17 protein-coding genes are annotated in these 22,377 nt (G+C 70.6%); 10 read left to right on the forward strand and 7 right to left on the reverse strand.

The features are described from left to right. Positions 1 to 105: 105 nt before the first annotated feature. Positions 106 to 1,689: a Hint domain-containing protein gene (locus tag B146_RS30115; protein ID WP_051091587.1), complete on the forward strand. Its 1,584-nt coding sequence runs from the start codon at positions 106 to 108 to the stop codon at positions 1,687 to 1,689. Positions 1,690 to 1,702: 13 nt separating this feature from the next. Here the strand turns inward: B146_RS30115 and B146_RS0117205 are convergent, their stop codons facing one another. The 5 genes from B146_RS0117205 to B146_RS0117225 all read right to left on the reverse strand — a co-directional run bounded on the left by B146_RS0117205 (position 1,703) and on the right by B146_RS0117225 (position 10,079). Next, positions 1,703 to 4,888, reverse strand: coding sequence for a tetratricopeptide repeat protein (locus B146_RS0117205; RefSeq protein ID WP_019997713.1), 3,186 nt, complete (start codon positions 4,886 to 4,888; stop codon positions 1,703 to 1,705). A 74-nt stretch (positions 4,889 to 4,962) separates the two neighbouring features. After that, a complete protein-coding gene (locus tag B146_RS0117210; protein WP_019997714.1) occupies positions 4,963 to 6,921 on the reverse strand; it encodes a beta-galactosidase in 1,959 nt (652 codons plus the stop codon). Between the two features lie 26 nt (positions 6,922 to 6,947). Further along, entirely contained in the window at positions 6,948 to 7,799 is an 852-nt protein-coding gene (locus B146_RS0117215; RefSeq protein WP_019997715.1) for a carbohydrate ABC transporter permease, read from the reverse strand. Beyond that, entirely contained in the window at positions 7,796 to 8,662 is an 867-nt protein-coding gene (locus tag B146_RS0117220) for a carbohydrate ABC transporter permease (RefSeq protein ID WP_019997716.1), read from the reverse strand. The genes B146_RS0117215 and B146_RS0117220 overlap by 4 nt, the downstream gene beginning before the upstream one ends. 124 nt (positions 8,663 to 8,786) lie before the next feature. Next, positions 8,787 to 10,079, reverse strand: a complete 1,293-nt coding sequence (locus tag B146_RS0117225) for an extracellular solute-binding protein (protein WP_026358696.1) — start codon at positions 10,077 to 10,079, stop codon at positions 8,787 to 8,789. A gap of 144 nt (positions 10,080 to 10,223) precedes the next feature. Here B146_RS0117225 and B146_RS26470 point away from each other — a divergent pair, with 144 nt between their 5' ends. Next, positions 10,224 to 11,123 (forward strand): helix-turn-helix domain-containing protein, encoded by a 900-nt coding sequence (locus B146_RS26470; protein ID WP_019997718.1) that lies wholly within the window; start codon positions 10,224 to 10,226, stop codon positions 11,121 to 11,123. 24 nt (positions 11,124 to 11,147) lie between these two features. On the opposite strand, the gene B146_RS0117235 is transcribed toward B146_RS26470, so the two are convergent. Both B146_RS0117235 and B146_RS0117240 read right to left on the reverse strand, forming a co-directional pair. Then, positions 11,148 to 12,287 carry a calcium-binding protein gene (locus B146_RS0117235; protein WP_019997719.1) on the reverse strand — a complete coding sequence of 380 codons (1,140 nt, stop codon included), beginning with the start codon at positions 12,285 to 12,287 and terminating at the stop codon, positions 11,148 to 11,150. A gap of 68 nt (positions 12,288 to 12,355) precedes the next feature. Beyond that, positions 12,356 to 13,225 carry a hypothetical protein gene (locus B146_RS0117240; protein WP_019997720.1) on the reverse strand — a complete coding sequence of 290 codons (870 nt, stop codon included), beginning with the start codon at positions 13,223 to 13,225 and terminating at the stop codon, positions 12,356 to 12,358. A 314-nt stretch (positions 13,226 to 13,539) separates the two neighbouring features. On the opposite strand from B146_RS0117240, the gene B146_RS0117245 reads away from it, so the two are divergent. Genes B146_RS0117245 through B146_RS26480 form a run of 8 tightly spaced genes read left to right on the forward strand, consistent with a single transcriptional unit; the run spans position 13,540 to position 22,200 of the window. Continuing rightward, the gene (locus tag B146_RS0117245) at positions 13,540 to 14,373 is read left to right on the forward strand and encodes a hypothetical protein (protein ID WP_019997721.1); all 834 of its coding nucleotides are present in this window, start codon (positions 13,540 to 13,542) and stop codon (positions 14,371 to 14,373) included. A 59-nt stretch (positions 14,374 to 14,432) separates the two neighbouring features. Beyond that, on the forward strand, positions 14,433 to 16,511 hold the full coding sequence (locus tag B146_RS0117250) for a hypothetical protein (RefSeq protein ID WP_019997722.1): 2,079 nt from the start codon (positions 14,433 to 14,435) through the stop codon (positions 16,509 to 16,511). Beyond that, a complete protein-coding gene (locus B146_RS0117255; protein ID WP_019997723.1) occupies positions 16,508 to 17,794 on the forward strand; it encodes a glycosyltransferase in 1,287 nt (428 codons plus the stop codon). Before B146_RS0117250 ends, B146_RS0117255 begins: the two co-directional genes overlap by 4 nt. Next, positions 17,791 to 18,621: a hypothetical protein gene (locus B146_RS0117260; protein ID WP_019997724.1), complete on the forward strand. Its 831-nt coding sequence runs from the start codon at positions 17,791 to 17,793 to the stop codon at positions 18,619 to 18,621. Before B146_RS0117255 ends, B146_RS0117260 begins: the two co-directional genes overlap by 4 nt. A gap of 3 nt (positions 18,622 to 18,624) precedes the next feature. After that, positions 18,625 to 19,362 carry a SapC family protein gene (locus B146_RS0117265; RefSeq protein ID WP_019997725.1) on the forward strand — a complete coding sequence of 246 codons (738 nt, stop codon included), beginning with the start codon at positions 18,625 to 18,627 and terminating at the stop codon, positions 19,360 to 19,362. Continuing rightward, on the forward strand, positions 19,359 to 20,249 hold the full coding sequence (locus tag B146_RS26475; RefSeq protein WP_019997726.1) for a SapC family protein: 891 nt from the start codon (positions 19,359 to 19,361) through the stop codon (positions 20,247 to 20,249). Before B146_RS0117265 ends, B146_RS26475 begins: the two co-directional genes overlap by 4 nt. Then, positions 20,246 to 20,935, forward strand: coding sequence for a class I SAM-dependent methyltransferase (locus tag B146_RS0117275; protein ID WP_019997727.1), 690 nt, complete (start codon positions 20,246 to 20,248; stop codon positions 20,933 to 20,935). The genes B146_RS26475 and B146_RS0117275 overlap by 4 nt, the downstream gene beginning before the upstream one ends. After that, positions 20,932 to 22,200 (forward strand): glycosyltransferase, encoded by a 1,269-nt coding sequence (locus tag B146_RS26480; RefSeq protein WP_019997728.1) that lies wholly within the window; start codon positions 20,932 to 20,934, stop codon positions 22,198 to 22,200. Before B146_RS0117275 ends, B146_RS26480 begins: the two co-directional genes overlap by 4 nt. Positions 22,201 to 22,377: the final 177 nt, after the last annotated feature.

The following is a 22,377-nucleotide window of genomic DNA, read 5'->3' on the forward strand; positions in this document are numbered from 1 at the left end:
CGAGGGCGTTCACGCTTTGCTTGCCCTGTTCCCGGCTTCCGCTTGCGGGGGCGGACGGGGAAGCGCGATATTCGCCCTCTGAAACGAGCCGGCGGAGCCGCGTCCATGAGCGAGAGTGACGAGACGAGCGCGGAAGGCCAAGGGGGCTCCGGCGGCAATAACGGCGGTGGCGGCGGCGCAGCGTCCTCGGCGGCCAATGTGGTGGTCGCCGGCGGCATGGCCACCACCGCCGGCATGAGCATGACCTCGCCCGTCGCGGCCGCAGCCGGCCCGAGCGCCAGCGCCGCGAAAAGCAGCGGCGGGGAAGGGAACGCCAAGGATTCCGGCGCTTCCAACGAGAATTCCGACAGCGGCACGAACGGCCAGCAGGATGGCGGCGGCGCGCATTCCGGCGGCCTGGGCACGGCGGGCGGCGGAGTTCAGGGCGCGGGCGCCAAGGTCGCGGGGCCGGGCGCGGGCGCGTCCCATGGTCCGTCCGGTGCATCCGGCGGTTCGACGGGCGTCAGCGGCGCCTCCTCCGGCGGCTCGCGCGGAACCGGCACCACGACCACGGGGCGCAGCGAAGGGCGAGGAGCCGAATCCGGTGGCGGCCCCGAGGCCTCGGCGGCGAGCGCGGCGGGCGACGGCGGCGGCGCGGCGGCGTCCGGTGGGGGCGGCGGAGGCGAAGGCGGATCGGGCTCGGAAGGCGGCGGGTCCGGCGGTTCGGGGGGCTCCGGCGGGTCCGACGGATCGCATTCCGGCAATGCGGGCGGCGCCGGCGACACCGCCATGGGCGGCGCGACCGGCGGAGGCTCCGATGGGGCCGGCGGCACGGGCGGCGGGCTCGGCGCGGGGCCGGGGTCATCCACCGGCGGCGGGTCCACCTCCGGCGCGTCCGGGAGCGGGGGGTCGGGCGGCGACGGCGGCTCGACGGGCGGCGCGACGGGCGGCACTGGGGGAAGCTCCGGCGGCGGCTTCGGTTCGACCTCGTCCGGCGCGGGTGGCCTGTCCTCGGGCGGCCTGTCGTCCGGCAACGGGTTCGGCTCGTCCGGCAACACGTTCGGCACGAGTTCTCCGGGCGGACCGGAGGTTCAGGGCGCGAGCGTTTCGCCGGTCTGCTTCCGGCCGGGAACCGCGATCGCGACGCCGCGCGGCCCGGTCGCGGTGGAAAACCTGCAACCCGGCGATCTCGTCCTCACCACGGATGGGGACGCGCTGCCCGTTCTCTGGATCGGCCGGCAGACGCTCGATTCCAGCGAAGGCGATCCGCTCCGCGTGTTTCCGATCCGCGTGCGCGCCGGGGCGCTCGGCCCGCGCCTGCCGCTGCGCGACCTGTTCCTGTCGCCCGATCATGCGCTCGGCCTCGACGGCATTCTCGTTCATGCCGGGGCGCTGGTGGATGGCGAGGCGATCTCGCGCGAGGCGAACCCGCCGCGCGTGCTGGTTTATTACCATATCGAGCTGGAGCGCCACGCACTGGTTCTCGCCGAAGGCGTGCCGGCGGAAAGCTTCGTAGACAATCCCGAACAGCTCCTGTTCGACAATGGGGGGGAGCGCGACCGCGCGCTCGCTGGCCGCGCGCCTTGCGCAGAAATGACCCTGCCCCGCGCCAAGGCCGCCCGGCAGGTGCCCATGGCGATCCGCCACCGTCTGGCCGCCTGCGCCGCCCTCCTGCGGGCGGGTGACGAGACGGGCGTCGAAGCGGCCTGACGGACGGTTCGTCTCAGCCGCGCCGGGCGGGGCGGCCGGCGCGGGCGAAGGCCGTGCGGCTCCAATGGCGCCCGGTGGACTTGTAGCCGGCGAGGCAATGGATCGCCGCGAAGCGCGCGAGCGTGTGGCGGTCGATCACCAGGAGGTCGCGGGCTTCGTCCGGCCGCGTCGCCAGGATGCGCGCGGCGGCGCGCGACAGGAGGCCGGGCCCGGTGCTTAGCCAGAGAATGTCGGTGTCGCCCCGGTTCACCGCATCCACGGCCAGATCGCGCGCCAGCGTGATGACGGGATGGCCGGGCACGGCGGCGAGGATGTTGTTGCCGAGCGAGCCGAGGTCTTCCTGATAGGTCACGAGCCCGACCGGGCCGGACAGGAGCGGGTGGATGGGCGCGAGGCAGCGATCGTCCGCATCCGCATAGACGCCGCCTTCCTCGACGAGGAGCGCAAGGCGAAAGAGATCGGCCTTCATGGCCGGCTCGCGGGCGCGCTCGAAGGCGGCGCGCGCGGCATGAAGGCCACGCTCGCTCAGGTAATCGCCGGCCGAGGCCCGGCTCCAGAGTCGATAGGCGAAGCCTTCGTTCTGGCTTTGCCAGCTCGCGCCATAGGCGGCGATGTCGGAGGGCGGGGGCGGCGCATCCCAGAATTGATGGATGACGCGCGGAATGGCGGAAGCGCCCTCGCGCTCCGATAGATCACTCGCCATGGGAGAGGCGCCCTGTCGGCGCAGCTCGATCAGGAATTGCAACGCGGCGAGCGTGTTGTCGGGATAGGTTTCGACGCACGCCCGCAGCGCGGCGAGCCGCGCGGCAGGGTCGACCGCCATCAGGGCGCGGCGCAGCGCGGCCACGGCCTCGGCGTCCATGCGAAACTCGTCGTAGAGCTGTCCGTAATGGTTCTGCGAGGGGTTGGCCGACTTGCCCTTCAGCCGGCTCGCGCCCGCCTCCAGCGCCGCGAGGTCGGCGAGATGCGCGCCCGCGCGCTCCATGTCGAGGCCGAGAAGCGCGGCGTGGATCAGGCGGTTGCGCACCCAGCCATCGCCCGGCAGGCGCGCGGCCGCCGCTTCCCCTTCGCGGATCGCCGTCCCGAAATCCCAGCGCGCCGAGGCGAGAAGCGAGCCGACGAAATGGCGACGCCCTTCCTCGGGCAGGAGCCCGGCGGGCGGCGCGGCGAGCTCCGCCTCCACGGCCTCATGTGCGCCGCTGTCGATTCGCTCCACCTGCGCCTGCTGCCAGAGATGGGCGTGATGGGGATGCCGGGCGCGGGCCTCGTCCAGCACGTGGCGCGCCTCGCCGAGCCGCCCGGTCTGGCGCAGGAGATCGGCGCGCAGCGACGCTTCTTCCGGGCGCTCGCCGAAGCGGGTGCGGATCGCGGCGAGGCGCTCCAACGCGCCGGAAACATCGCCTGACAGCGCCAGCGCCCTTGCCGCTCCGAGCGAGGCGGACAGCCGGGCCGGATCGCGCGCGGCGGCGCGGCTGAACAAGTCGCAGGCCGTTGCGGGATCGTCCTTCACGAGGGCGCGCCGCGCCTCGGCTTCCAGGAGCGCGGGGTGATCGGGCTCGGCGCGGCGCAACCGGTCGAGGCAGGTTTCGGCGCGCGCGTTGTCGCCCGCGCGCATCCAGTCCTCTGCGGCGTCCACCAGCGCGTCGCGCCGCTCGCCATGCCGCTCCGCCACGGCCTCGAAAGTCTCAGCGGCCTCGGCCCAACGCCCGTCCGCCCGGCGGATCAGGGCTTCCGCGAGGCCGGCTTCCGCCGCGCGCCGGGCCCCGATCGGAATGCGCGCCAGCCACTCCCGCGCCGCATCGAGCGCGCCGGCGTCGCGCAGCAGCGCCGCCGCCTCGATCTGCGCATGCGCTTCCATCGGGTCGCTCTCAGCCGCGCGGCCGAGCGCGCGCAGTGCGTCCTCCCCGCGTCCTTCGGCCCGCGCGACGGCGGCAAGGCCGATCAGCGCCCAATAGAAACGCGGCTGAGCGGCGAGCGCGGCCTCGTAAGCCGCCGAGGCCCCGGCGAGATCGCCCTGAAGGCGCAGGTCGTCGCCTTCAAGCAGACGCGCGCCGGGATGGGCGGGGCCGAGCGCCAGCGCCCGCGTGAGAAGCAAGCGCGCCGCTTCCGGTCCGATCCGCCTGTGTTGCAGTCGATAGAGATCGAGAAGCGCCTCGACCGGCGGCGAGGGCTCATCGGCCAAGGCCACGAGTTCGGCTTCCGCGAGGGCCAGCGCGCCGGCCTCGCGCAGCGCCGCCGCGCGTTCGAGACGCAGCATCGGATCGGCGGGGGAGAGCGCCAGCGCGGCCTTCAGATGCGCGGCGGCGGCCTCCCCATCGCCGCGCTCCCGCGCCGCGCGCGCCAGGGCTCGCAGGACGGCGGGGCTCGCCGGAGCGCGCGCGAGAAAGCGCGCGAGAACCGTTTCCGCCGCCAGCATGTCGCCGGCGCGCCGCAGGAGATCGGCCTCGGCGCAGATCAGGGCTTCGTCATGGGGAGCATCGGCTTGCGCCCTTCGAACGGCCGCCAGCGCCGAGGCGATGGACTCAGGGGGGCGCGCCAGCCGCGCGCGCTCCAGCGCCGCCGGGGCAAAGCCGGGGCGCCGGGCGAGAAGCGCATCCAGCGCGGCCTCCGCCTCCGCCTCGCGCCCCAAGGCCGCGCCCTGCCGCGCCGCGTCGAGCGCGAACCAGGGATCGTCAGGCAGGAGAAGGCTCGCCGAGCGCATGAGCGCATAGGCCTCCTCGCCCGCGCCGCGTTCGCGCGCGCACTCGGCAAGGCCCCGCAGCGCATGGGGCAGCGGGGTTCCCGATGCCAGTCGCGTCCAGGCCGACGCCGCCTCGTCGGCCCGCCCGAGCGCGCGCAGCGCCGCGCCTTCGTCGTAGCGGTTCCAGAGATCGCGCGGATCGCGCCGCGCCGCCTCGCGGAACCCCGCCAGCGCCGCCTCCGACCGCCCCTCGGCGCGGGCGACGAGGCCGAGCGTTCGATGGGCGGGGGCAAAATCCGGCGCGTCATCGGCGAGCGCGCGGGCCAGCGCTTCTGCCTCGCCGGTCTCTCCGAGCGCCAGATGCTCCAGCGCCATGTCGTTGCGCGTCCAGCGATCCGCCGGGCGCGCGGCCAGCGCCTCACCGAAACGCGCCAGCGCCTCGCCGTGCCGGCGCTCGGCCCGCAAGGCCAGCGCTTCGGCACGCAGCTCGTCGAAAGTGGGGACGGGGGTCTGGCTCATGGGGCTCCGGCAGCGGCATCACCCCATCATGCCCCGCCAATGGTTGAAAGCTTCTGAGCCGAGATCGCCGCGTCTCAAGCCTCCCCTTCCAGAATTGCGACACCGGAGGGCGGCAGCTCGTCCGCGCCGAGCCGGAAATTGCCCGCGAGGCCGTGCTCCGACAGGCGCAGGGTCCGGCTGCCATAGTTGAAGACATAGCTCAGCCCGCCGGCGCGGCGCAGGCGCAGGCCGGGCGGAAGGTCGAGAACGGGAAGCCCGACCTCCTCCGCCAGCCCTTTCAGGAGGTCGAAGGCGAGCGTCTCGTCCGGCCAGCCGCCGAGATAGAGGAGCGGTCCCGTGCCGACCAGCGCGGGCTCCCCGTCATCGGCGCGAAGGCGCACCGAAGCATCTCCGGTTTCCAGCATCTCGCGCCAGACCTGGAACGCGCCCGCCCCGCCTTCCATCGGAACGTCGAGGTTCGGCGGCAGGGTTTCGACGCGCGTCACCTTCAGCGCGTCGAGCGGCGCGGGAAGCTCGGGCGGCAGGGCGGCGGGAATGGCGAAATCCGCCGTGCGCGAGCCCGAGCGCGGGCCGACCAGCGCGAGCCCGTCGAGCCGGCCGAGCGCCTCGCGCAACGCCTCGGGCCAGGCGAAGAGGCCGGGCACGAGAACGAGGCGGTAGGGCGAGGGATCGGCGCTCTTGGCGTCCAGAAAATCCACCGACAGGCCGAGCCGGCGCAGCGCCTTGTAGAGGTCGTAGACGAGGCGGAAATAGTCGAACTCGCGGCCCTGCGGCTGCGCGGTCCAGGCCCAGGCGGAGGGATAGTCGAAGACGATGGCGACATCGGCGCGCCCGGGCATCGGCAGGTCCTGCCCGGCGATCTCGCCCGCCACCGCTGCCGCTTCGAGAAGACCCGGCGCGGGCTCGCTGTCGGGGCGCAGCAGCCCCGCATGCATCTGCTCCTGCGCGAACGGCGCCTGCCGCCAGCGGAAATAGCTGACGACCTCGGCCCCGTGCGCGAAGGCTTCCCAGGTCCAGAGCCGCACCATGCCGTCGCGCGGGGCGGGGTTGTGCGGCGCCCAGTTCACCGGGCCGGGCTGTTGCTCCATGATCCACCAGCGCCCGTTCGAGGTGGCGCGGTAGAGATCGTGATGGAGCGCCTGAAGGTCGGGATCGCCCGCTCTGGCGAACTCGGCCTTGAATTCGGGCGAGCGAGGCGACCATTGGTCGAGAAAGCCGAGCGGGTAGCTGTCCCAGCTCGACACGTCGAGATCGGCCCCGACGTCGAAATGATCGAAGGACAGGGTGCGGCCCATGAAATTGTGGATCACGTCGCGGCCGGGCGAGAAGCGGCGGATGATGTCGGCCTGAAGCCGGTTGAACGTGACGATGGCTTGCGAGGAATAGCGCCGGAAGTCGAGGACATGGGCGGGGGCCGGTTCGGTCAGCGCCACGTTGGGCAGCTCGATCTCCTCGAAGCTCTGATATTCCATCGACCAGAAGACCGTGCCCCAGGCGCGGTTCAGCGCGTCCGGCGACTGGTACTTGCGGCCCAGCCAGTCGCGAAAGCCGCTGAGCGCCGCCTCCGAATAGGAGAGGGCCGTCAGATGGCAGGCATATTCGTTGTCGGTCTGCCAGGCGACGACGCCTGGATGCGCGCCGAAGCGACGGGCGAGCGCCTCGGTGATGCGCGCGCATTCCGCCCGGTAGCCCTCGTGCGAGAAGTCGTAATGCCGGCGCGAGCCGAAGCCGCGCACGCGCCCGTCCTGGCCGACCGGCAGCATGTCCGGCATCTCGTCCACCAGCCATTTGGGCGGCGTCGCCGTGGGCGTGCCGAGCACGACCTTCAGCCCCGCGCCATGGAGGACGTCGATCGCGCGCGCCAGCCAGTCGAACTCGGTCGCGCCACGCTTGGGCTCCAGCCGGGACCAGGCGAATTCGCCGATCCGCACAAAGGAAATCCCCGTCTCGGCCATGCGCCGCGCGTCCTCGGCCCAGAGCTCTTCCGGCCAATGTTCGGGATAATAGCAGACGCCGAGCGCGCGGACGGACATGGGGGGCATTCCTTTGAGAACAAACGTCACTTCACCGCGCCGGCGGTGATGCCGGAGACGAACTGGCGTTGGAGAAAGACGAAGAGCGCGACCATGGGCACGGTCATCAGCGTCGCGCCGGACATGAGCGCGCCCCAGGGCGGCACGGAATTGACCGTGATAAGCGAGCCGAGCGCGACGGGCGCGGTGCGCGCGGCCGGATCGGGCGCGACGAGGAGCGGCCAGAGGTAGTTGTTCCAGGAGGCGAGGAACAGGATGATGAAGAGGGCGGCGAGCGCCGGGCGCACCAGCGGCAGCGCGATGCGCAGGAAGATGCGCAGCTCGCTCGCCCCGTCGAGCCGCGCCGCTTCCACGATCTCCTGCGGCAGGCCGAGGAAGGTCTGGCGCATGAAGAGGACGCCGAGCGCGTTGAAGAGCGGCGGCACGACCACCGCGATCAGCGTGTTGGCGAGCGACAGGTCGCGCGCGACGAGCACATATTGCGGGATGATCACCACCGCATAGGGCACGGTGAGCGTCGCGACGAGGAGGCCGAACAGGGCGCCCTTGCCGCGAAAGCTGTAGCGCGCGAAGGCATAGCCCGCGAGGCTGCTGAGCCCCGCCGACAGAAGGGCATAGGCGAGCGCCACGAGAACCGAGTTCGCGAGCGCCCGGTCGAAGCGCGCGATCTCGACGATGCGGCTAAGATTGGCGAGAAGCTCGCCGCCCGGCCGGAGCGGCACGCTGGCGGACAGGATCGCCTCGTCCGGCTGCGTGGCGAAGACCGCCATCAGATAGAGCGGCGCGAGCCAGAGGAGGGCGAGCGGCAGGAGGAGAAGCGTCAGCCACAGCCCCTGCCGGCGCTCGCGCGCCGAGCCACCCGACCGACCGGCGCTCATGCCCGCTCTCCGCCGCGCGTGAGAAGAAGGTTCAGCGCCGCGATCAGCGCGGCCATGGCCGCGATGGCATAGGCGATGGCGGAGGCGTAGCCGAAATTGAGGTTCACGAAGCCCTGCTTGTAGAGATAGGTGCCGAGCGTTTCGGTGGCGTTGCCGGGGCCGCCGCGATCGGTGATGAGCCAGGGTTCGGCGAAGAGCTGCATCGTGCCGATCACCGAGAGGACGAGGCAGAAACCGAGAACCGGCGAAAGAAGCGGCAGCGTGATGCGGGTGAAGCGGCGCCAGGGGCCGGCCCCGTCCATGCGCGCGGCCTCGTAGAGGTCCTTCGGGATGGATTGCAGACCGGCCAGAAGAATGATCGCGTTGTAGCCGGTCCAGCGCCAGGTGAGCGCCAGAACGATCACGGCCTTGGCCGGCCCCGCCTCGTGCAGCCAGTTCGGACCGTCGATGCCGAACGCGGCGAGCGCCTCGTTCACCGCCCCGAACTCGCCGTTGAAGAGAAGGCGGAAGACGACCGAATAGGCGACTTCGCTGACGACGACGGGGGCGAAGAAGGCAAAGCGCAGAAAGGCGCGCCAGCGCAGGAAGGGCGAATCCAGCGCCATCGCGAGCGCCGTCGCCAGTGCCAGCATCAGCGGCACCTGGACGACCAGAACGAGAAGCGTGTTGCCGAGCGCGTTCTGGAAGGCGCGGTCCACCAGAAGCCGGCGCCAGTTCACGTCGAGGTCGAAGACCCAGGGAGCGACGCGGGTGTTCTGGAAGGACAGGATCACCGACTGCGCCAGCGGCCAGAGCCAGAACAGGGCGAAGATCAGGAGGAAGGGCGCAAGAAACAGATAGGGAGCGCGTCGGGTCGCGTGCATGGGCAGGCAAGTCCGGTCTGGAAGCCGCGAAACGGGGGCGGGATAGCGCGCCCCCGTGGAGGCCGTGTCGCCGCGCCCGGCGGTTCGGCGCGGGGCGCGCGCGAACCGCCGGGAAGCGGAGATGTCAGTTCTGGACCGGCAGGCCGGTCGCGCCCGAAATCTCGTCGGCCGCCTGCTGGAGCGCGTCCTTCGCCTCGATCCGGCCGGCCATGAACTCGGCGAAGATCGGGATGAAGCTGTTGTCGGCTTCGGCGAAATATTGCGTGCCGCGCCAGGGCTTGATCTTGTCGAGCGTGCCCAGAACCGTTTCCCAGATCGGCTGGTTGCCCCAGAAGGGTTGCGGCTGCTTCACATAGGGGTCCTTCAGCGCGGCCGGCAGGGTCGGCACGAGGCCGCTCGCCTTCAGCTGCGTGATCTGCCCCTCGGGCGTGCCGAGCGCGAAGCGCAGGAAGGCGAGCGCGGCCTCGGGGTTCTTCGAGGCGGAGGGGATGGCGAGCGCCGAGCCGCCGAGATTGGCCGCGCGCGCGCCGCCCTTCTCGAAGGCCGGCATCAGCGCGATGCCCCATTTGCCGCTCTGCTCGGGAACCGCGCCGCGCAACGAGCCCTCGTACCAGCCGCCATAGACGGAGGCCGCGAGCTTGTCGGCCTTGATGGCCTGCAAGGTCTCGCCCCAATTGGCCTGGAGGAAGAGATCGGCCTTGGCGACCTTGCCGACCGTTTCCAGCGCCTGGAGGCAGGCGGGCTGGTCGATCGTCACATGCTCGGCGGCGGGATCGAACATCGCGCAGCCCGCTTCGTTGGCGAGCATTCGGAACCAGGTCGTGTCGCCATTGGTGGACACGAGCTTGGTGCCCTCGTTCGCCGCCACGATCTTCTGTCCGGCCGTGACGAAATCGTCCCAGGTCTCGATCGAGGCGACGTCGACGCCGGCCTTCTCGAACATGTCGCGCCGATAGAAGAGAACCACCGGGCCGGAATCCCAGGGCATGGCGTAGACCTTGTCGCCGACGGTGAGTTCGGTGAGCTTGAACTCGGGGAACTGCCCAAGAAGCGTCGCGCCGTCCGGCCCCATCATGGCCTTGATGTCGCGGAAGCAGTCGGGGAAGCGCGCCCAGAACACTTCCGATTCCTGGTTCTCGACCGTGTAGACGTCGGGCATTCCGGCCCCGCCCGCCGCGCAGCCGGCCAGGCCGCGATCATAGGTCGGCTGGTTGCCGACATCCTCGATCTTGACCGTGACGTCGGGATATTTCGCGTTGAAGGCGGGCACCACGGCTTCCAGCGCCTTGGCCGCGACGTCCCAGCTCCACACGGTGATCGTGCCGGAAAGCTTGGGCTCCTGCGCCCCGGCGACGCCCGGCGCCAGAAGCGCCCATCCCGTCAGTGCGGCTGCCGCCGCCTTGCTCATGGCTCTCATGTCGATCCTCCCACCCGGTGCAATCGGCCGGCTCGAACCGCCGGCTCTCTTCTCCCGGGACCGATAGTAGCGAAGCGGGGTTGCGCGTCGTCGCTACGGACGCGATAAATGTCGCAGATCCTAAGGTCGGCGGGGGAGGGCGCGTTGGGGACGGATCGCCTGGAAGCCGCGCCGCTCGGCGCCCATCATCTGCCGGTCGAGAGCTTTCTCGTGCGGGGCAACGATTTCCTCTTCGCGGGCTGCGAGGAGGTCTTCGTGATGTCCGCTCCGCACACGCACAGCCAGATCGAGTTCAACTACGTCCTGAGCGGCGCGATCACCTATCTCCACGACGGGCGCGAAGCGTGGATCGGCGCGGGCGACCTGGCGCTTCTCTGGGGCGCCATTCCGCATCGAACCGTCGAGGTGGCGCCGGGCACGCGCTATGTCTGCTTCTACCTGCCGCTGGAGGTGTTTCTGGCCGCGCCGATCGGCGAGGCGCTGCGCGCGGTCGTTCTGGAAGGGGGGCTCGTCGTCGCCGCCGACCCCCTGCGGTTCGAGCCCGAATCGCTGCGGCGGATGCGGGCCGAATGGCTGGCGACCGGCGACCGGCGCCTGCGCGACCTGATCGCGGCCGAGGTCGTGCTTCTCCTGCGCCGGCTCGACGTCACCGGCTGGCGCGACCTCCTGGCGGGCGCGCATCACGAGGGGCGCCCGGTGGCGGGCGCGATGCCGCCGAAAATCCTGGAAATGACCCGTTTCATCGCCGAGCACGGGCACGAGGCGATCACCGTCGCCGACGTCGCGCGCGCCGCCTCGCTTCATCCGAACTACGCGATGACGCGGTTTCGCGCCGGGCTCGGCATGACGGTGGCCCATTACATTCTGCGCCATCGCATGATGGCGGCGCAGACGCTGCTCCTGTCGACGCGCAAGGACCTCGCCGCCATCGCCTTCGAAACCGGCTTCGGCTCGGTGAGCCAGTTCCACCGCTCCTTTCGACGCTATTTTTCCTGCACGCCGGCGAGCTTCCGCCGCCACATGCGGCCCTCCCCCCCGGCCTGACCCGGTCGGGCCAGCCTGACGAGATCAGACGTTGGTGATGTTGTAGACCGTGTCGGTGAAGCGCAGCTGCTCGACATTCGTCACGGACGCGCCGTAGCCGTCCGAGAAGTTGACGACGGTCGTGTGGTCGTGGGTCGCGACCGTCGCGTCCGTGAAATGGCGATCCGAGAAGTTCACCGTGTCGGAACCCGCGCCGCCGTCCAGCGTGTCGTGGCCGACGCCGTAATGGGCGATCTGGAAATAGTCCGATCCGTCGCCGCCCATCACGCTGTCGCCGACGCCGTAGGCCATCAGGTAATCGTCGCCCGCCCCGCCCGAAAGCGTGGCATGGCCGCCCGTCGAGCCGAGGATCGAATCGGCCCCGTCGCCGCCGAAGGCGTAGGCGCCCGCGCCGCTCGTGTCGTGCAGCATGATCGTGTCGTCGCCCGCCCCGCCGAGGATCGTGGCATGCTCGCCATAGGAGTCCACGGTGGAGCCGTGGAGCGAGCCGGATCCGTCGATCGTGTCATAGGCGCCGTGCGAGGCGATCGTGTCGCCGCTCGTGTGGATCAGATTGTTGTCGCCATGCGTCTCGATCGAGGCATGGGCGCCGAAGATCGTGTCGAACCCGCCGGTGGACTGGATCGTGTCGCCGCCGCCGCCGGCGTGAATCTGCGTGTGTCCGTTCGCTCCGCCCGCCAGATAGCTGCCGTCGGTCCCGGCCCAGAGCGTGTCCATGCCGCTGCCGCCGATCAGCGTGTCGTGGCCGCCCCCGCCGAACAGCGTCTGGTTGCCGCCTCCCGTTCCGCCGACGAGACTGTCGTTGCCGAGCCCCCCGTGGACCGTCGCGTCGCCCGCGCCGGCGGTGATCGTGTCGCCGCCGTTCGAGCCGAAGACCGTGTCGTTGCCGAGCCCCGTGAGATGGATCGTGCCGCTGTCGCCGAGCACCACCGTGGTGCCCGCGCTGCCGCCGTCCACCGCCACGTCGTGCGAGGCCGGCGAGGTCACCACTACGGCAGCATCGCCCGATCCGGCGGCGACGCTGTCGCTGCCGGAGGCCTGGACCGCGACATGGCCGCTGCCGGCCAGTCCCTGATCGTCCAGAACGCGATTGATGTGGTCCACCGCCTCCGGTGACAGGGAGTGGAGGGCGGAGGCCTCGGAGCTGCTGTAGATCTCAGCCATCGGGTGCGCTTAGGATAACCGTCAGCTCAGCCTTTCTCGTCGGGTTGCGGGCGGGTGGATGTCCGAAGTCAGGCCGCGCCGGCCTGGGGCATTTCGCGGCGGAACACGCGCAGCCGGTTTTCGGGCCGGTTGTCCTGACGCGCCACGCTGTCGGGCGCCGTCTCGGTGCGGGTGGCGGGGATCATGTCGAGCCGCAGGCCGACCAGCGGGTCGAGCGGCGTCGGGCCGGTGAACTCGATCTCGCGGCCCGACTTCTGCACCGGCGAGCCGCCGAGGAACAGCGCTTCGCCGCGCAGGGCGAGATCGGCGGGCGCGGCGTCCGTGAGGCGCAGCCGAAGGCCGATCAGCGGCAGGGCCTTGCCGCGCGATCCGGCATAGGCGCCGGCCGGAAACCAGTTGGACCAGCCGCCGGTTCGCCCGCCCGTCGCCACCTGATATTCGACCGGGCAGTCGGCACCGACGCCGCGCAGCTCCAGCCCTTCGATGCGGCCGGGCAGGGCGGGGCCGCAGAGCCATTCGCCGCGCGCCGCCGACAGATCGCCGCGAAGCGAGACATGGGCGCGCACCAGGAATTCGCTGGCGCCGGGCGCGAGCGCCGGGCGCTGGCGGGAGGCCGGCGCGGCGATCGACAGGCGGGGCGCCTCGATGCGGGAGAGTTCGAGCGAGGCCTGAAGGCTGCCGCCGGCTTCGGCGGCGCGAATCGTCAGATGGATCGTTCCGTCCTGCTCGGCGAGAACCACGAGACCCTTGCCGGGTTCGGTGAGCGCGCCGAACTCCTCGCCGGGCGCGGTCACGAGAAAGATGCCTTCGGACGCGGCCTCGACCTGCGCCACGGGCGGCACGGAAAGGTTCAGCGCGTAAGCGGGGTCGAAGCGGTACACGAGGGAATGCAGTCCCCGCGTCACCTGCAGAACGGCCTTGCGCTCCTGTTCCATCATCGCTCCGCTCCCCTGTCCGTTGTGGCTGAATTTTGTTGGTCGATCTTCTTTCCCGACCAATACACCCGCCTTCGTGAAATAAGTCCTTCCAAGATCGCCCGGCTTGCCGACAAAACAGCGGAACAATTCATTCAAATCAGAGACTTGTTAGTGTTAATGTCCATTTGCCATGAAGGCGCGGCGGCCCCTCGGGCGGCGTGCACGCGCCGCGACGCGCGATGCGAAAGACCTGATCCGGGTTCGGGATTTGTATACGGATGCGTAACATCCTCGGAGTAATTTGAATCATCATTCTTCTGAGAGACGTGACCGACATGATCAGGGGCAGTATCGAGTCCGTTACCAGCGATGCCATCCAGGGATGGATCTTCTCGGAAGACGGGCGCATCCGTGAGCGCACCATCCTCGCCTTCCGCGGCGACGTGTGCATCGGGGCCGGAACGGTGAACATGTTCCGCGCCGATCTGGCGGATGCCGGCATCGGCGACGGGCAGCTGGGCTTCCGCTTCCCGATCTCGGTGGACCCGAGCGAGGCCGGCGCGGTCTATGTGAAGCTCGAAGGCAGCGACGCGGTCATTCTCCAGTCCAGCGCCCTGATCGGCACGAGCGCCAAGGTGGAAAGCCGCCTCGACCGCACCGAGATGCGCAAGCGCCTCGCCGAACTCAAATGGGCGCTGAAGCACGGCCGCATCCCGCAGTCCGACTTCGACTTCCTGCGCATTCTCTGGTCCTTCGGCGCCTACGAGCGGGGCCTCGCCCGCCGCGTGCCGACCGATGGCTCCATGGTCATGGACAAGCCGCTGACCGTCGCCGAACAGCTGATGGAAAGCTATGTCGGCCTCGAGGTCCAGATCTCGCAGACCGAGATCACCGACGGCGCCGAGCTTCAGGCCGAGATCGCGCGTCTCGCCTCGCTCCCCGACGCCGCGCCGCTCTTGGCGCTTCATTCGGCCGACCGGGCGCGCCTGCGCGTCATGGAAGGCACGCATGTGTCCGGCACGGCCGGCGAAACGCCCCAGGGCACGCTCGCCGACTACACGCTGACGCCCGAGAACCTCGTGATGATCGACATCCGCGCCTCGACCGAGCTGGCCGTGCCGACGGGCGGGCGCGTCATCGCCCTGTCCGCCGTGCCGGCGGTCTCGTGACGCCGGCCCGCACCGACCCGTAACGCGGAGCCTCGAGAGGTTCGGCGGGATTTCGTGACATGCTGAACCTCGCCCCCATCCTCTACGCTTCGCCCGAACTCTCGCCCTCGCTCGGCGGGCAATGGCGCGGTCGCATCGACCGGATCGACCCGGTGAACGGGATCGAGGGCTGGGCGCTGGCGATCGACGACCCGGCGCGCCCGGTGGAGTTGGAACTGACCGTCGGCGGCTATGTCCTGTCGCTCGGCACGACGGGGCTCGCCCGCCCCGATATCGACCTCCACGTCTCGCCGCTGTCGCGCGCGGGCTTTCGCTTCGCGCCCTCGCTCTTCGGCCGGCTGGCGCGGCTCTCGGCGCATCGGCGCGACAAGCCGGTGGCGCTGCGCATCGCGGGCACCGACGTCACGCTTCTGCCGCCGGGCGGCCGCGCGCCGAGCGTCGGCGAACTCGTGGCCGAATGGCGCGAGACGATCCTGGCCGATCTCGGCCGGCGCGAAGCACCGCGCTCCAAGGGCGACCGGCTGCTGGCGCAGTTGCGCGCGCTGCGCCTCGACGCCGAACCCTTGCGCGAGCGCGCCCTTCGCCCGCTGTCGGACGGCGAGATCGGCCAGATCGATCTCGTGCATCTCTCCTCGGACGGGCAGGTCTGGTTCATCGGCTGGTGCAAGCGCGGCGTGGAAACGGAGTTTCCCGCCCTCATCGCCGACCGCGTCAAATATCCCGCCGGCATCGCCATCGCCCCCTACGAGCGCTCCGACCTCTCGGCCAATTGCGTCGGGGTCGTCGGCCTGATCGAAACCGGCTGGACGCCGCCCGCCCAGTTCAAGGACGGGTTCATCTATGTCGGGCGCGCGGGCCAGTTCCACCTGCGCTTCGGCCCGCAGACGCGGCTCGTGCGCGCGGAGGCCTTCACCTCGGCCTATCAGCAGCTTCAGCCCGCGCTCGTCGGCGGGCAGGGCGAGGCGATGGGCGCGGTTCTCGCCTCGCTCGCCAACTGGCTGCCGGGCGCGTCCGTGGCGGGCGGCGTCTTCGTGGAAGGCGGCGTCGACCGGCTGCTCCTCATTCCCGGGTTCGGCTGCATCGCCGAAGGCTGGGCCGTGAGCCCCGCCAAGCGCACCGAGACCTTCCATCTGAAGATCGGCGACACGGTGCTGACGGCGGACGAGAGCGCCACCTATTTCCGGCCGCGCACCGATCTGCAGGGCGCCTTCGGCTCCGCCCCCTCCGTCACCGCGCGCGCCGGCTTCACCACGATCTTCCGGGGCGCGCTGCCGGTCGGCGCGGCGGCCGCGCCGCTCCTGCGCGTCGTTCTGGAGGACGGCACCTCGGCGGTCCTGCGCGTCGATCCCAAAGTGCCGCGCCGCGTCGATCTCGTGTCGGACGGCGACGAGGTCCTGGCGCTCTATCCCTCGCTGCGCTTCGAGGCCTGCTACCCGGCGCTTCTCGCCGCCGTGCAGGACACGCTGCGGGCCGAATGGCGCGCGCCCTCGGTGCTGGCGCTCGAACCCGCGCCGGAAGTCGTGGTGCAGCGCCTGCCCCATGACGAGGGGAATCTGCGCCTCGCCTTCGACCGCGCCGCGCGCTTCCTGCCCGACATGGCCCCCGGCACGGGCCTCGCCTTCGTCGCCGACACCGGCCGCACCCGCACCGAGGCGCTCCTGCGCTTCGAGGAGCTGCGCGCGCGCACCGACGCGCCGCTCTCGCTGTTCGTGGTCGCCCATCCCGACGACATCCTCGCCGAGCTTCCCTGGATGCTGACGCGGCTTGAAGCCAGGCGCTTCGTCTATGCGGGGCGCGGCGTGGCGCTCACCCAGGCAGGCTGGGCCGGCGCGCGCGACAGTCTCGCGCGCCACGGGCATGCGGTGGACCGGTTCGAGATCGTCGACGACGAAGGCCGGCCCGACCGGGTGGACGGCGCGCTCTCCGCGACCGCCTTCGGCTGGAGCACGCCGGCGCTTCTCGACTGGAGCCGCATGGCGCCCCGCTTCCTGCGCGGCACGTATGGCACCGGCGCGCTCCCTGTCCGGCCCGGCTTCGACCGGCTCGTTCCGGGCGGCGCGATCCGGCTGGAGCGCCCCCGCGCCTCGCGCCTCGCCGATCTCGTCGAAGCCGACATCCTGAAAGGCGCATCGCGATGAAGCTCGGGCCGATCCGTCACTTGGGCTTCGAACAGGCGCTTCTTCCCCAGCGCATGGCGATCGTCTCGCACAGCCATCCGTCCATCTCCAAGGGCGGCGCGGAAATCTCGGCCTATGCGCTTTATCGGGGCCTGCGCGAGATCGGCGTCGATGCGATCTATATCGGCTCCTGCGCCACCACCGATCGCCACAAGCTCTCGCTCGGGCACGAGACCGAATTCGCCGTGTTCCGCGACGCGGCGCGCTACGACCATTTCTACCATCTCTCCCCGGCGGGCGAGGAAGAGGAGCTTCTGCGCATCCTCCGGGAGGAGCGGATCGGCCTCGTCAATTTCCACCATTTCTACAATCTCGGCCTCAACGCGCTGCGCGCCGCGCAGCGTTTGCCGGGCGTTCTGAACTTCCTGACGATCCACGAATTCCTGGCCATCTGTCACAATCACGGGCAGATGGTGACGCGGCCGGCGCAGGTCCTGTGCGAGCGCGCGCGCTGGGACGACTGCACGAGTTGCTTCCCCACAGAGAGCCGCAACCGCTTCCAGATGCGCAAGGAAACGATGCTGGACGGGTTCGGCGCGTTCGACGGCTTCGTCTCGCCGAGCCGGTTCCTCGCCGAGCGCTTCATCGAATGGGGCCTCGGGGCCGACCGCACCACGGTGATCGAGAACGGGCTTCTGTCCGCCCCCGAGGCGAAGACCGGCGAGCGCGGCGAGGGGGCCTGGGTCTTCGGCTTCTTCGGCCAGATCACGCCGTTCAAGGGCGTCGACGTCATTCTCGACGCGGCCGATCTCATCGCCAAGGACCCCGATCTCTCACGCAAGGTGCGCCTGCGCATCCACGGCAATCTCGTCGGCCAGTCGGCGAGCTTCACGGAACGTTTCGAAGCGGCGCTGAAGGCCTATCCGTTCCTGAGCTATGCGGGCGCCTATTCCAACGCCTCCGTGCATCGGCTCATGGCAGATTGCGACTATCTCGTGATCCCCAGCAAATGGTGGGAGAACTCGCCCGTCGTCATTCAGGAAGCCTATTCGGTGGGCCTGCCGGTGATCTGCACGGGCATCGGCGGCATGGCCGAGAAAGTGCCGAACGGCGTGTCGGGCCTGCATTTCCGCCTCGGCGACGCGAGCGATCTCCTGCGCGCGGTGAAGCTCGCCGCCGACGGGCGCAACCATGCCACGCTGAAGAGCGGCATTCCGCCGGTCATCTCCGCGCGCGGCATGGCCGAGCGCTACCTTGCCTTCTTCGCCTCCATGGCCGCCAGCCGACTGGTGGAGATCGGATGATCCAGGGCCATATCGACTTCGTTTCGCGCTCGCGCGTGGAGGGGTGGATCAGCAGCCCGCATTGGCCGCTGCGCGGCGCGAGGGTTCTCGCCTTTCTCGACGAAACCTGCGTCGGCGGCGGGGTGGTGGACCTCTTCCGGCAGGATCTCGCCGATGCCGGCGTCGGCGACGGGTTCGTCGGCTTCCGCATCCCCGTGGCGCTGGAGCCCTGGCACGACACGCGCCTTCTCGACATCCGGCTGGAGGGCAGCGCCTTTCTTCTGAAGCAGCGCCGCGTCTGCCTCGCGCCGCGCGAAAGCGTCGGCGAGGACCGCCGCCGCCAGGGGCGCGACCCCGAATCCCTGTCCTGGATGCTGGCGCGCGGCTGGATCACCCAGCCGCAGCACGACGCCTTGCGCCTTCTCAGCCTCCTCGGAGCGCACACCCAGCTTCTGCCGCCCGCCCTGTCGCATCTCGAACCCCGGCGGCGCTGCGACGAGGTGGCGATGATCGCGGCGGGGATTCTGGAAGTTCACCTCTTGCAGCCCATGGCGCTCGAAATCCGCGAGGATCTCGGCTTCGAGGCGCTCGCCCCCTTGCGCGAGGAACTGCGCGAGACCTTTCCCGCCGTGCCGCCGGTGATCGGCGTCTGGGCCACGCGGCGCGGCGCGCTCGGCGTCGAGGAAGGCGCGCATCAGGGCGGTCCCGCCGGCGCGTCGAACCCGATCGAGCACGGGTTCGGGGATCGCGAGCTTCTGCTTCTCAATCTCGACACGCAGCCGAGCCTGCCGCGCGGCGCGGGGGCCGATCGCTTCACCGCCTTCGTTCCGTGCCGGCCGGAGGCCTGAGCCATGCTCGCCGAAGCGCCCCGCCCCCTGTCCGCCGAGCTGATGGCGAACCGCATCTTCTCGCCCTTCGCCTATCCGCTGCCGCGTCAGGCGCGGATCGTGCCGATCGTGGCGGCGGAAGCGGAACGCCTGGCGGCGACCTTTCCGGTGGTCTGGCAGGCGGGCGAAAGCGGGCCGGCACTCGTCGTCCTGCGCACCCTCATGGAAAACGGCACGGGCTTTGCGCCGGGAACCGAGCGCGCCCTATCGCTTCTGCCGCTTCTGTTCCAGGCCTATCCCCTGACACTGCCGGCCGATCTCGGCGGGCCCGGCACAGCGGACCGGCCGGGGCGGCGGTTGATGCTGGACACGGCCTGCGCCGACGAGCCGGGTGACGCGGGCGCGCCGATCGCGACCAGCGACGGCAAGCTGTCGCGTGGCACGGAACTTCGCCTGCGCGCCCTGGAACTCTTCGAGCGCGATCTCGCGCGCACGCGCGCTCTCGGCGCGGCGCTCCTGCGCCACGGCCTTCTGGAGCCCTGGTCGCTCGCCTTCGATCTCGGCGCCGGCCAGCGCTGCGAGATCACCGATCTTCTGGTCGTCGCCCCGCGCGTCTTCGACACGCCGGCGCTCGCCCCCGTCATGGAGGAGTTCGGGATCGCCGCCGCGCGGCTTCTCAGCCTCCATCGCCTGTCGCTGTTTCGCACCGGCCAGCTTCTGGTTCTGGCACGCGCGGCGACCGCCAGGGGGATCGCCGCATGAGCGAGGGCGTCCCGCTTCTCGCCTTCATCAACCAGCGTTTTGCGCCCGCGCGCCGCTTCGGCTTCGCGCTGGAAACCGGCTTCGTGCCGATCAACGACACCGAATACCTCCTCACCGCCCATCACCTGCCGCTCGTTGTGCGCATCGTCGCCGGAACGCCGATCCTCGCGGCGCTCCTTCGCACAGGCGACCTCGCGCGGCCGGCGATCGACGCGGAAGGCGCATGGCGCCTCGGCTATCTGCCGATCGCGCTGCGCACCTATCCCTTCGTCCTCGCCGAGCGCGAGGCGGCGCGGCCGATCGACGAGATCGACGTTCTGCCCCATCACGGCCAGATCGGCGCGCAAGGCGCGGTGATCTGCGTAGATTTCGCCTCGGGCCAGCTCGGCCCCGAAATGACGGCGATCCGCAACACACTGCACATGACGCGCGCCGGGGGCAAACGCCTGTCGGCGGCGCTCGATCTCCTGCGCATCGCGGGCGTCCTCGTGCCGCTGGTCGGCGGAAACGGCGAAAGCCGCAGCGACTGGACCGTGGACCCGGTGGCCTTCGCGGCGCTCGGTGAGGCCGCGAGCGCGGGTCTCGCGCGGCAGTCCTTCCTGCCGCTCGATCTCGCCGGCGCGCTTCTCTTCTCGCGCCGCCATCTCCAGCCCGATCGCCTGCCCCGGCCGGCGCCCCGCACGCTGGGCGAGGCCGCCAAACCCGCCCCGCCCCCGTCCGACCCCGCCGACTTCATGCTGGCGAGCCTGGAGGCGATGGATTTCGCGCTGGACGGAAGCGATCTCTTCGATCTCGGCGACGTGGTGCTCGGGGCCGAATTCGCCCCGCCCGAACCCGCGCCCGAACCCGCCTCTGCCGCCGCTCCGGCCAAGGAACTGGCGGCATGAGCGCGCCCGATCCCGCTCTTGCCCGCGTCACCGGCACGCGGTTTCGCCATGTCCTGAATGTCGGCAGCGGTCCCGCCCATCCCGGCAAGCTGCACGCGGCCTTCCACACGCCGCTCTGGCGCGAAGTGCGGCTCGACGTCGAACCCAAGGTCCAGCCCGACATTCTCTCCAGCATGGTGGACATGCGCGCCAGCGTGCCGGACGCGAGCTTCGACGCGGTCTGGTCCTCGCACAATCTGGAGCATCTGTCCGCGCACGAGGTTCCGCTGGCGCTCGCCGAATTCGCCCGGGTGCTGACGCCCGACGGGTTCGCGCTCGTCACCTGCCCGGATGTGGAGGAGGTCGCGCGCTTCATTCTGGAGCGCGGGATCGAGGAGGTGGCCTACCCGTCGGCCGCCGGGCCGGTGACGCCGATCGACATGCTCTGGGGACACCGTGCCTCGATCGAGGCGGGCTACGGCTTCATGGCCCACCGCACCGGCTTCACGCTATCGAGCCTCGCGCGGCAGGTGCTCGACAGCGGCTTTGCGGAAGTGCGTCTGTCGCGCAGCCGCTTCGCGCTCTGGGCCCTCTGCCTCAAGCCCGGCTGCCGGCTGGAGAGTTTGAGCGCGGATTTCGCCCGCACCGAACAGGCCGAGCTCCTGGGGGCGGAGGCCGGCGGCGAGCCCTCCGCCGCGCCTTCATGAAGGTCCTCTTCGTTCACAACAATTTCCCCGCGCAGTTCCGGCATCTCGCCGAGCATCTGGCGCGCGAGCCGGGCAACGACGTCCGGGCCATCGGCGCGGACGGCGCGCGGCCGCTGCGCGGCGTGACCCTGCATCGCTACAGCATGCCGCCCGGCAATGTCGCGGCGACGCACCCGTTCGCCCGGCGCTTCGACATGGAAGCCCGTCGCTCCGAGCAGGTTCTCTATGTCGCCGCGCTTCTGATGTCGGAGGGCTTCGTTCCCGATATCGTCGTGGTGCATTCCGGCTGGGGCGAGGCGCTGCCACTGCGCTCGGTGTTTCCGGGCGCGCGCATCGTCGTCTATTGCGAATATTTCTACCGCACCGAGCGCTCGGACGTGAATTTCGATCCCGAGTTCCCCGCGCTCGGGCTCGACGGCGCGGTCTCCCTGCGAGCGCGCAACGCCATGACGCTTCTGGCGCTCGCCGACGCCGATCTCGCGATCACACCGACCGAATGGCAGCGCTCGACCTTCCCCCGGAGCCTTGCCGAGATGATCGCCGTCGCTCACGAGGGGATCGACACCGATCATGTGAGGCCGAGCGCGCAGGCCAAATGCCGCCTGGAGGACGGAACGCTGCTGACGCGCGACGACGAGGTCATCACCTTCGTCAACCGCAATCTCGAACCCTTGCGCGGCTATCACGTCTTCATGCGGGCGCTGCCGCGCGTCCTGGCGGAGCGGCCGAAGGCGCGCGTCGTGATCGTCGGCGGGTTCGGCGTGTCCTACGGCCAGCGCCCGCCGCCCGGAAAGACCTGGCACCAGATCTTCCTCGACGAAGTGGCCGGCGGTCTCGACCTCCGGCGCGTCCATTTCCTCGGCCATCTTCCCTACGAGGACTATCTCGACGTCCTGCGCGTTTCGAGCGTCCACGCCTATCTGACCTATCCGTTCGTCCTGTCCTGGTCGTGCCTGGAAGCCATGGCGGCGGGCTGCACCGTCGTCGCCTCGGACACGCCGCCCGTGCGCGAGGTGATCGACGGGACCAACGGGCTCCTCGTGCCCTTCCACTCGCCCGAGGCGCTCAGCGAAGCGCTGCTGCAGGTGCTGCGCCGGCCCGAAGGCCATGCCGGACTGGGCGTGCGGGCGCGCGAGACGATCCGCCGCCGCTTCGACCTTCGCCGCGTCAGCCTGCCCCGGATGGCGCGCCTCGTGCTCGGCACGGCGTCGGCGGGGGGCGCTGCGACCTCTGGTCCCACCCCCGGCGCCTGGCCGATGGGCTGAGGGGACGGACGGCCGCGTGGCGCTTGGCTGGGGCTTTCGGCCCGCGCCGTGCTTCGGGCCTGCCCCGACAAAATTCGCTCCATCGGCCTTCGCGCGGAAGCCGCGTTAGCCAGTCTTAATCTCTCTTCGCCATGATCGCTCGCAATCGGGAAAGGGACACGCGTCCCAGGGTGAACG

The sequence above is a fragment of the Aureimonas ureilytica DSM 18598 = NBRC 106430 genome (genome assembly GCF_000382705.1).
GTDB lineage: Bacteria > Pseudomonadota > Alphaproteobacteria > Rhizobiales > Rhizobiaceae > Aureimonas > Aureimonas ureilytica.

Bases quoted from the DNA above. Each gene is read 5' to 3' on its own strand.
- B146_RS30115 (WP_051091587.1), top strand. From the start codon at position 106: ATGAGCGAGAGTGACGAGACGAGCGCGGAAGGCCAAGGGGGCTCCGGC.
- B146_RS0117205 (WP_019997713.1), bottom strand. From the start codon at position 4,888: ATGAGCCAGACCCCCGTCCCCACTTTCGACGAGCTGCGTGCCGAAGCG.
- B146_RS0117210 (WP_019997714.1), bottom strand. From the start codon at position 6,921: ATGTCCGTCCGCGCGCTCGGCGTCTGCTATTATCCCGAACATTGGCCG.
- B146_RS0117215 (WP_019997715.1), bottom strand. From the start codon at position 7,799: ATGAGCGCCGGTCGGTCGGGTGGCTCGGCGCGCGAGCGCCGGCAGGGG.
- B146_RS0117220 (WP_019997716.1), bottom strand. From the start codon at position 8,662: ATGCACGCGACCCGACGCGCTCCCTATCTGTTTCTTGCGCCCTTCCTC.
- B146_RS0117225 (WP_026358696.1), bottom strand. From the start codon at position 10,079: ATGAGAGCCATGAGCAAGGCGGCGGCAGCCGCACTGACGGGATGGGCG.
- B146_RS0117235 (WP_019997719.1), bottom strand. From the start codon at position 12,287: ATGGCTGAGATCTACAGCAGCTCCGAGGCCTCCGCCCTCCACTCCCTG.
- B146_RS0117240 (WP_019997720.1), bottom strand. From the start codon at position 13,225: ATGATGGAACAGGAGCGCAAGGCCGTTCTGCAGGTGACGCGGGGACTG.
- B146_RS0117245 (WP_019997721.1), top strand. From the start codon at position 13,540: ATGATCAGGGGCAGTATCGAGTCCGTTACCAGCGATGCCATCCAGGGA.
- B146_RS0117250 (WP_019997722.1), top strand. From the start codon at position 14,433: ATGCTGAACCTCGCCCCCATCCTCTACGCTTCGCCCGAACTCTCGCCC.
- B146_RS0117255 (WP_019997723.1), top strand. From the start codon at position 16,508: ATGAAGCTCGGGCCGATCCGTCACTTGGGCTTCGAACAGGCGCTTCTT.
- B146_RS0117260 (WP_019997724.1), top strand. From the start codon at position 17,791: ATGATCCAGGGCCATATCGACTTCGTTTCGCGCTCGCGCGTGGAGGGG.
- B146_RS0117265 (WP_019997725.1), top strand. From the start codon at position 18,625: ATGCTCGCCGAAGCGCCCCGCCCCCTGTCCGCCGAGCTGATGGCGAAC.
- B146_RS26475 (WP_019997726.1), top strand. From the start codon at position 19,359: ATGAGCGAGGGCGTCCCGCTTCTCGCCTTCATCAACCAGCGTTTTGCG.
- B146_RS0117275 (WP_019997727.1), top strand. From the start codon at position 20,246: ATGAGCGCGCCCGATCCCGCTCTTGCCCGCGTCACCGGCACGCGGTTT.
- B146_RS26480 (WP_019997728.1), top strand. From the start codon at position 20,932: ATGAAGGTCCTCTTCGTTCACAACAATTTCCCCGCGCAGTTCCGGCAT.